The organism is Alkalibacterium thalassium (assembly GCF_900101165.1).
GTDB classification, from domain to species: domain Bacteria; phylum Bacillota; class Bacilli; order Lactobacillales; family Carnobacteriaceae_A; genus Alkalibacterium; species Alkalibacterium indicireducens.
Genome location: NZ_FNFK01000075.1, coordinates 1 through 7,482 on the forward strand (window position 1 = coordinate 1; position 7,482 = coordinate 7,482).

The following is a 7,482-nucleotide window of genomic DNA, read 5'->3' on the forward strand; positions in this document are numbered from 1 at the left end:
AGAAATATTTACAGTTAAAAAAACGACGTGGCCACAAAAAAGCGATTATTGCCATTGCACGTCGCCTTTTGACAGCTATATATTATATGCTGCTTCGTGACGAACCCTATAATGCGTCTCTCTATAAGACCGAAGGGCTTCGTCCAGGGAGAGAGATGACTGTCGAACAAGCAATTAGCTTTGCAAAAAGTCATGGGTTCTCGATTAAAGTTAGCTGAATTCATTTTCTGAAACTTTCATGAAAACCAACTCTTTTTTAAGTGCGCCTCCTACTCCTTTACACCTCATTAGTCTTTAATTACATATTTTCAAACTTCTCTAATATATAGTATACAGAAATATCAGTCAGATGCAAAACGACCTTGAGAGTATTGATTTTTTCGAAATATTTTAGCAGCTTTATACTAAAATTTTGTGAATGAAAATGAAAAACGGACTTAGTCATGAGAGTATCTGTCTTCTCATGACTAAGTCCATTCGTTGTTATATATCCTATAACAGCTCATCCGCCAATAGTTTGTATACGTTAAGTCTCTGCTTTTGAGTATGCTGAATGCTGCAGATCATAGCTTCCTGAAATCCATAGGTTTCCTGATCTTGTCTCAACTTATCTGCTACTTCGGCTGCCGTTCCAACGAGATGAATGCCCCGGTTCTGTGTGGCCGCAGCCTGTTCCTCATCAGTGAACTGGTAATCCGCTGCTTCTTCAGGTGTCATCAGCTGGTCCATGCGTCCCTGACTCAGACGAATTCGGGCGATATCCTGAGGCTTTGCCAGGTATTCCGCTTCTTCTTTCGTTTCCGCTGTCGTAACTAAATAGGCTACGCTGATTTCAGGCTTGTCCATAAATTCAGATGGCTCGAAATGGTGGCGATACAAGTCGAAGATTTCTTTTCGCATGGCACCAAGCATGAAGAACTGGGCGAAAGAGTATCCCATTCCTCGTCTTCCTGCTTCTATAGCACTGTTTCCGCTCGATCCTAAAAGCCAGGCTTCCGGAAGGGTCACCTTCTGAGGAGACGCTGGGGTGTACCTGTACAACGGATCGTTAGGAACCGTATCTCTAATCAGTTCAAGTGCTGTGTCCAGCTTCTCATAAAGATGGTCAAAATCAGGTTTATTACCCTGAGACAGCGCATAGATCGACCGCTGATCCCCTCCAGGTGCCCGTCCTACACCGTAATCAATTCTGCCGGGAGCCAGTGCACTTAATGTCTTGAATACTTCCGCCATTTTCAGTGGAGAGTAATGCATCATCATCGTTCCACCAGTTCCCAAACGGATTTTATCCGTTTTTGCAGCGATATAGGCAGCAATGATTTCTGGTGCAGAGCTGGCAAAGGCCTCACTTCCATGGTGTTCAGCCATCCACATCCGGTCATAGCCTAATTTTTCTGCATATTGGGCTAATTCCACAGCATACTCAACTGCCTGCTGGGGGGTATGTCCCGTTGTTACTGGTGCCTGATCTAATACACTTAATCGCATCATCTATCTATCCTTTCTTTCGTCGCACCTTAATTATTAATCGATAGAGCTTGTAGCTACTGATCTGTAAATTAGGTAAAAAAATTGTTAGAGCATTCTTCTTATATCATACGCATACCCCAATCATCTGTCCATTTTGGGGCACAAGTATTTTAATCACTCGAACTACTGAATCTTCCCCTTGACCCTCTCACTTACATGCTCTATTATTGCAAGAGCATGTACAGTATTAATGAATAAGCAGTCACTCACTTTGGCGGAGTGGTCTTTAGAATGAACCTAGAATAGAGGACGATAAAATGATAGCTAAAACAAAAGAAGACATTGAAGGCTTAAAAGCCATTGGTAAAATCTGCGGATCGATACGGGATGAGCTAGTTTCCAAGGCTTTACCCGGTGTCACGACAAAAGAACTGGACGACTTGGCAGGCAGACTGTTCGAAAAGGCTGGAGCTCAGTCGGCACCTAAAGGCGTTTACGATTTCCCTGGTTTTACTTGCATCAGCATCAATGAAGAAGTGGCTCACGGTATTCCAGGAACCCGAGTCATTCAGGAAGGCGACCTGGTCAATATAGATGTATCCGGATCTAAAGACGGGTACTTTGCCGATACTGGAATATCTGTACTGATTGGGGAAGGACATCCTGATCAGCAGAAAGTCTGCGATGTCGCTCAGGAAGCCTTTGAAGCAGGACTGGCCTTGGTCAAACCGGGTGCTCATACTAGCGCGTTAGGAAAAGCTGTCCATGATACGGCCAGGAAGAACGGCCTCACAGTAATTAAAAACCTGACCGGCCATGGCATCGGACGCTCGATCCACGAAAAGCCGGACCATATTTTCAATTATTACTCCAAATGGGATGACGTTAAATTAAAGGACGGCATGGTGATTGCCTTCGAACCGTTCATCTCAAACAATGAACAGGAAGTTGACCAGTCCGATGACGGATGGACACTCGTCACTCAAGACAGTTTTGTCGCTCAGTATGAACATACGATTATCGTGACTAAGGATGGACCGATTGTTGTAACTAAGTAAAGATCAACTCATTAAAACAGTCTAATATTTATTAAAATCGGTTCTATAATATAATAGTTGCCAGAAAAAAGCACAGACAAGCCGTCCGTGCTTTTTTCATATTCAAGTTTTTCTACAATTGATTCTCTCTAGATGCTATTAAGCATCTTTCATACTTAAAAGTCTGCAGTCGGCTTATTATTTATAATGTTTATCAGTTGGTATTCACCGTTTCTGTATTTGAAGACACTTGTATCGCACTTGCCCCTTCATTTTTAAGTGACGCAATGACTGCCAGCATATATATTTTGGACACTAATGCCGATAAAGACCCAACCACAATCAGCCCAGTCAGTTGATCTGTCGCAGCTACTGTCAACAACAGGACGGCTACACCAGAAATCAGAAGATACCGTGTATCTTTTGTAGCATAGGTGTCCACCCTGTCTACCTGCTGCATTTCAGTAAATCTGATGATTACAGACTCAAATAATTTATGAAAAACAGTCAGTTCAACCACCATATGTACCGGAGGGTAAAAGAGCAGGAGCATACTCAACATCTGAAAATCCGAACTAATTAAAGGAGAAATACCTTCCAGAAAGGAAAAGGTAAAAAGAATACACAGACCGCTGTTAATGATCGTTCGATTTTGAGTTGGAAGATCGTCCTCAATTTCTCCAAAGCCTTTAATCATAATATACCACCCGATTATACTGGGAAACAGGATGAGAAAGCCTATCGAGATATTAATAATCGAGAGGATATAGCCCCAGAAAATCTTCTTGTATCCACTAGCTGTTTTCGTCATGTCTATCTTCCTCCCTTGTATTTAGAAATCTATATAAATCGATCATTTCGTGCTCGGGATAGTGCGTGTACCTATTAAGAAGGGAGATATGATATGACCTTCCTTCACTTGTCGATACTGTCAGTGTGGGTTCAGCATTCAAATAAGCAGATCCTTCAAGAGGCGTTTCACTAGTCGACTTTTCGACACTCACTGTCAGTGTATCTCCTGATTCGATGAGAAGGCCTTCTGCCTGTTGAGCAGTTACCCCGTTGGTTGAAAATGAATTTCTATGTATATATTCCAGCTTATGACAAAACACAGTCTCGTTGTGCCTGTAATCAAATAAAAACGCGCAGAGTAGAATCTGCACGTTTTTTCCACTTATCGATTTTGTTCCATAATCTGTGTCAGTTCGATCATTCGGTCGACTGATTCGTCCAGATACTTGATCGTATCCATCAGAGGTTTATCAGTTGTAATGTCTACACCCGCTACCATAGCAGCCTCTTCTGGTGTCTTCTGTCCCCCTAAGGCAAGAAACTCCAGCCACTGTTCCGCCTTCATTTCGCCTTGAGACATTTTCAGATAAGCCTGAGTAGCAATGGTCAGTCCAGCAGAATAGGTATAAGGGTACAGCCCCATATAATAGTGAATCTGCCTCATCCAAGTCAGCTCGGCTCCTGCTTCTATCTCGACAGCATCTCCCCAGAATTCTTCAAGGACGCTTCGTTTCAGTTCACTCAACTTGTCCGCATCAAAACTTTTCCCTTCATCAATCAGACGGTAGACTTCCCGCTGATAGGCCGCTTCAAGCAAGTGGGTAACAAAATTATGGAAGTAGGTCTTTGATATCATTAGAGAAATAACGTTACGCTCCATTCTCGGGTCATTCGTTTGCTTAGTTAGGTAGTCAGTCAGAAGCAGCTCGTTGAATGTTGACGGAGCTTCGATTAGATAAAGTGATGGGTCCGACCCGGTAAAGGAATTGTTCGCATTGGTCAGCTCACTTTGCCCGGCATGACCGAGTTCATGGAACAAGGTATAAGCATCTGTCAGGTCTCCTGTCCAGGTCATAAGGATATAAGGGTGCTTGCCGTATGCAGCGGAACAGAAAGCGCCTGACTCCTTTCCTTTGTTCTGTGCGAAATCGATCCACCGTTCAGGGTAAGCACGCTGGAGCAAGTTGACGTAGTCCTCGCCCAACGGTGCTATCGCTTGTTTCAGTAAGTCCTGAGATTCTTCTATACTGACTTTGGCCGTATAATCAGGATCCAAATCGACTTTCAGGTCAGCATAAGTGAACCGCTCAAGACCATGGACCTCCTTAAGATGCGTCACATATTTACGCATGACCGGGGCAAACTCTTTCATGATCACATCAATTTGGCGGTGATACAAGGCCTGATCTACTTCCTGATCCGCAAGCAAATAGTCAAATATTGAGTCGTACCCTCTCATATTTGCAATGGTCTTTTCATGCTGCACATGATTATAATATGCAGTCGCTACGACATTTTTATACTGGCTGAGCGTATGGTTGAATGCGTCATACGCTGCACGACGGATCTCTTTGTCGGTATCATACATGTACACTTCTTCGTACAAAACAAAGCTAAGTGGATACTCTATTCCGTTCACTTCGAACGTTTTAAAATCAGCATCTGCGAGTCTCGCCTGTTCAAAGACTTCGGCAAACGAATCCAGAACCGGATCTAATAGAGCCAGAGCCTCCTCCACTTTAGGATGCAGCTTGCCTTTCTTTGTCAGCTTGACGAGTCTCATGAATGGTGCGAAACGAGGCTGGGATTCACTTACTTCGTCTAATACTGACTCACTCAGTTCTTCCAGCTGAGATTTGAAAAAGCTGAGTTTCGCATTCGTGTCTGCCAGAAAGTTGGCGGCACGTCTGTTTTTTATTTGGGCTTCACTGTCGGAAATGTCGACTGTTACCGGCAACATGGCATAAGACTGGATATGGGACATGACCGTCCGTATGTCTTCATAGGCCTCGACCGCTTCTATGACAGATTTCGCATCATTCAGTTTTCCATCGACTTGTTTAATAAAATGAGCGGTATCCTGTTTTACTTTCTCTACTGCCTCTTCGTAGGCTTTGTCATCTTTAAATATAGCAGACAGGTCCCACTTCAAGTCGTCGGCCACTTCAGAGCGTGCTCTTAATTCATTGGTTGTCATTGGCAAGTTCTCCTCCAGTTAAAAGAATAGGTTGCGTGATTTTTTTAATACTTATTGTGTCTATCGTTAGTATCTGTCTTAATCGTATGAAAATAATGATTCCCTAAAAAACGTACTGTTCTTCAATCTGGCGGATCACCTGCTGCTTGGTTCCTTCATCAGTAAAGGCATAGGTGATGGCATTGAGCATCACTTGTTTCAGATCTTCAGCGGTCATTCCGCAGTGGGCGATACAGTTCATCAGTTCATCCGTTACAGTCGTATTCGAAACGGTCCGGTTGTCCGTATTGATGCAGACCTTGATGCCTTCATCCAGGAAGTATCTCAGCGGATAGTCCTTAAATGACGGAATGGCACGCGTCTGAATGTTACTTGTCGGGCACAGTTCCAGAAGAACGTCTTTCGCTCGCACATTCTGCAGTGCATCTTGATCCTGTCTGATCGCTACACCATGACCAAGTCGTCTGGTTCCCATATCCATCGCGGATAGGACATTGTCGACAGAGCCCGTTTCTCCAGAGTGAATGGTCATGTCCATGCCCAGGCTTCTCGCTGTGCTGACCGGCCTTCTGACCTGCTCGTTCGGGAAGTTTCCTTCGTCTCCTGCCACATCGACTGCCGCAACCATTCCTTCAGGCAGCTGACTGACTTCTTCGAAAAGCTGTGTATTTCTTTCCTGAGAATGGTGCCTCAGTGCGCAGGCAATCAGGCTGACCTTGACAGGGAAGTCATTTGCTGCTTTCTGTATCCCTTTATCGACCGCTTCTATGACTTCTTTCACGGATAAGCCCTTTCTCTGGTGGAGAAGCGGCCCGAACCGGAGCTCCAGATAGACGATGTTTTCACGGTTGGCGTCCTCGATCACGGCATACGTTGCTTCGGTAAGATTCTCCTTTGTCTGAAGCAGTGGCAGGATCGTTTCAAAGCTGGACAAGTATTCCTTTAGCGTACCGGAATCGGCTGGCGCAATGGCTCCTCTCATCTCTTCTTCAGGATTAGTGTAGCCTTCTTTTTCAGCCAGCTCAATCAAGGTCTTCATAGGGACAGACCCATCCAGATGGCAGTGCAGTTCCACTTTCGGCAGATTGACTAGTTCTTTTCTGTTCATCTGTTCACTCCTCGACTTCCTTCATGTGCATAATATTTTTAATGACTAGTCTAACACACTCCAGATGTCTTTAACAGATGGTATATGTACAGATATCGAGGTAAGCTTAGAAAACGCGCAGATGGTCTGTGCTCTTCTTTTTTTCTAATTTTACGATCGTAAGAATCCGCCTTCTAATTATACCTCATTCGTCCGTTTATTTCCTTTGATTCTATATTTATTGGGAATTAAGCTGGTGCCAACAGCCTGTCCTATCAGTCTAATTACACTTCAAGACAACCGTTCTGACCTAAACTGTCGCTAAGTTCTTTTGTAGTTGAAGTTTAGACGGCCTGACGTCCGCTAAACTGTTCTTAGGGGCCCTCTACTTATAGTTTAGGGTATTTATCTGATTTCATCTTGCCGTTAGAAGGCTTCTCGTTACAGAACTATCAAGCGTGAAAGCCCACGGTTTTAATCGTGGGATGAGAGCGTACATTGAGATAAGTGCCTGCTTGGTTTGTCTTCTTTTTATTTTAAAATTAAGTATACATTTCTCTAGCCTTTCCGTTGACGGAGTGATATAATTAAACAAAAGAACATACGTTCGTTTTCAGGAGAGAGGTGAAGCGAGTGAAAAAAGAACAGACAAAGACCTGTGTTAAAGTGCTCAAAGTGAAATTAAAGCCGACTAAAGAACAAACAGCTGAATTGACCCGGCTATCCAAAGAGTATATTTATCACGCCAACCAGCTTGTCCAGCAGGCTGTATCAGATGGCCGCTTTCCAACAGTCACTTCCAGACACATTGAGACGTCTATTCCTTCGGTAGTCAAAAATGAACTTATCCGGTATGCTAAGTCCAAATATGCTGAACACGGAAACTGTGTGTTCAAAAA

General features: G+C 43.8%; 7 protein-coding genes and 1 pseudogene. 3 read left to right on the forward strand and 5 right to left on the reverse strand.

Going from position 1 to position 7,482, the window contains the following annotated elements:
• A pseudogene (locus BLR76_RS12090) lies at positions 1–218 on the forward strand (IS110 family RNA-guided transposase); the annotation flags it as partial.
• Positions 219–492: 274 nt separating this feature from the next.
• Here BLR76_RS12090 and BLR76_RS10540 read toward each other — a convergent pair.
• The gene (locus BLR76_RS10540; RefSeq protein ID WP_245683088.1) at positions 493–1,491 is read right to left on the reverse strand and encodes an LLM class flavin-dependent oxidoreductase; all 999 of its coding nucleotides are present in this window, start codon (positions 1,489–1,491) and stop codon (positions 493–495) included.
• Between the two features lie 296 nt (positions 1,492–1,787).
• On the opposite strand from BLR76_RS10540, the gene map reads away from it, so the two are divergent.
• On the forward strand, positions 1,788–2,528 hold the full coding sequence (gene map / locus BLR76_RS10545) for a type I methionyl aminopeptidase (protein WP_091268771.1): 741 nt from the start codon (positions 1,788–1,790) through the stop codon (positions 2,526–2,528).
• A 193-nt stretch (positions 2,529–2,721) separates the two neighbouring features.
• On the opposite strand, the gene BLR76_RS10550 is transcribed toward map, so the two are convergent.
• The 4 genes from BLR76_RS10550 to add form a co-directional block, all read right to left on the reverse strand.
• Positions 2,722–3,318: a hypothetical protein gene (locus BLR76_RS10550; RefSeq protein ID WP_091268772.1), complete on the reverse strand. Its 597-nt coding sequence runs from the start codon at positions 3,316–3,318 to the stop codon at positions 2,722–2,724.
• On the reverse strand, positions 3,302–3,670 hold the full coding sequence (locus BLR76_RS10555; protein ID WP_091268773.1) for a hypothetical protein: 369 nt from the start codon (positions 3,668–3,670) through the stop codon (positions 3,302–3,304). Before BLR76_RS10555 ends, BLR76_RS10550 begins: the two co-directional genes overlap by 17 nt.
• An 11-nt stretch (positions 3,671–3,681) precedes the next feature.
• A complete protein-coding gene (gene pepF, locus BLR76_RS10560) occupies positions 3,682–5,496 on the reverse strand; it encodes an oligoendopeptidase F (protein WP_091268774.1) in 1,815 nt (604 codons plus the stop codon).
• Between the two features lie 103 nt (positions 5,497–5,599).
• Positions 5,600–6,604, reverse strand: a complete 1,005-nt coding sequence (gene add / locus BLR76_RS10565) for an adenosine deaminase (protein ID WP_091268775.1) — start codon at positions 6,602–6,604, stop codon at positions 5,600–5,602.
• A gap of 612 nt (positions 6,605–7,216) precedes the next feature.
• Here add and BLR76_RS10570 point away from each other — a divergent pair.
• Positions 7,217–7,482, forward strand: a 266-nt coding sequence (locus tag BLR76_RS10570) for a hypothetical protein (protein WP_218121445.1), incomplete at its 3' end; no start/stop codon positions are given.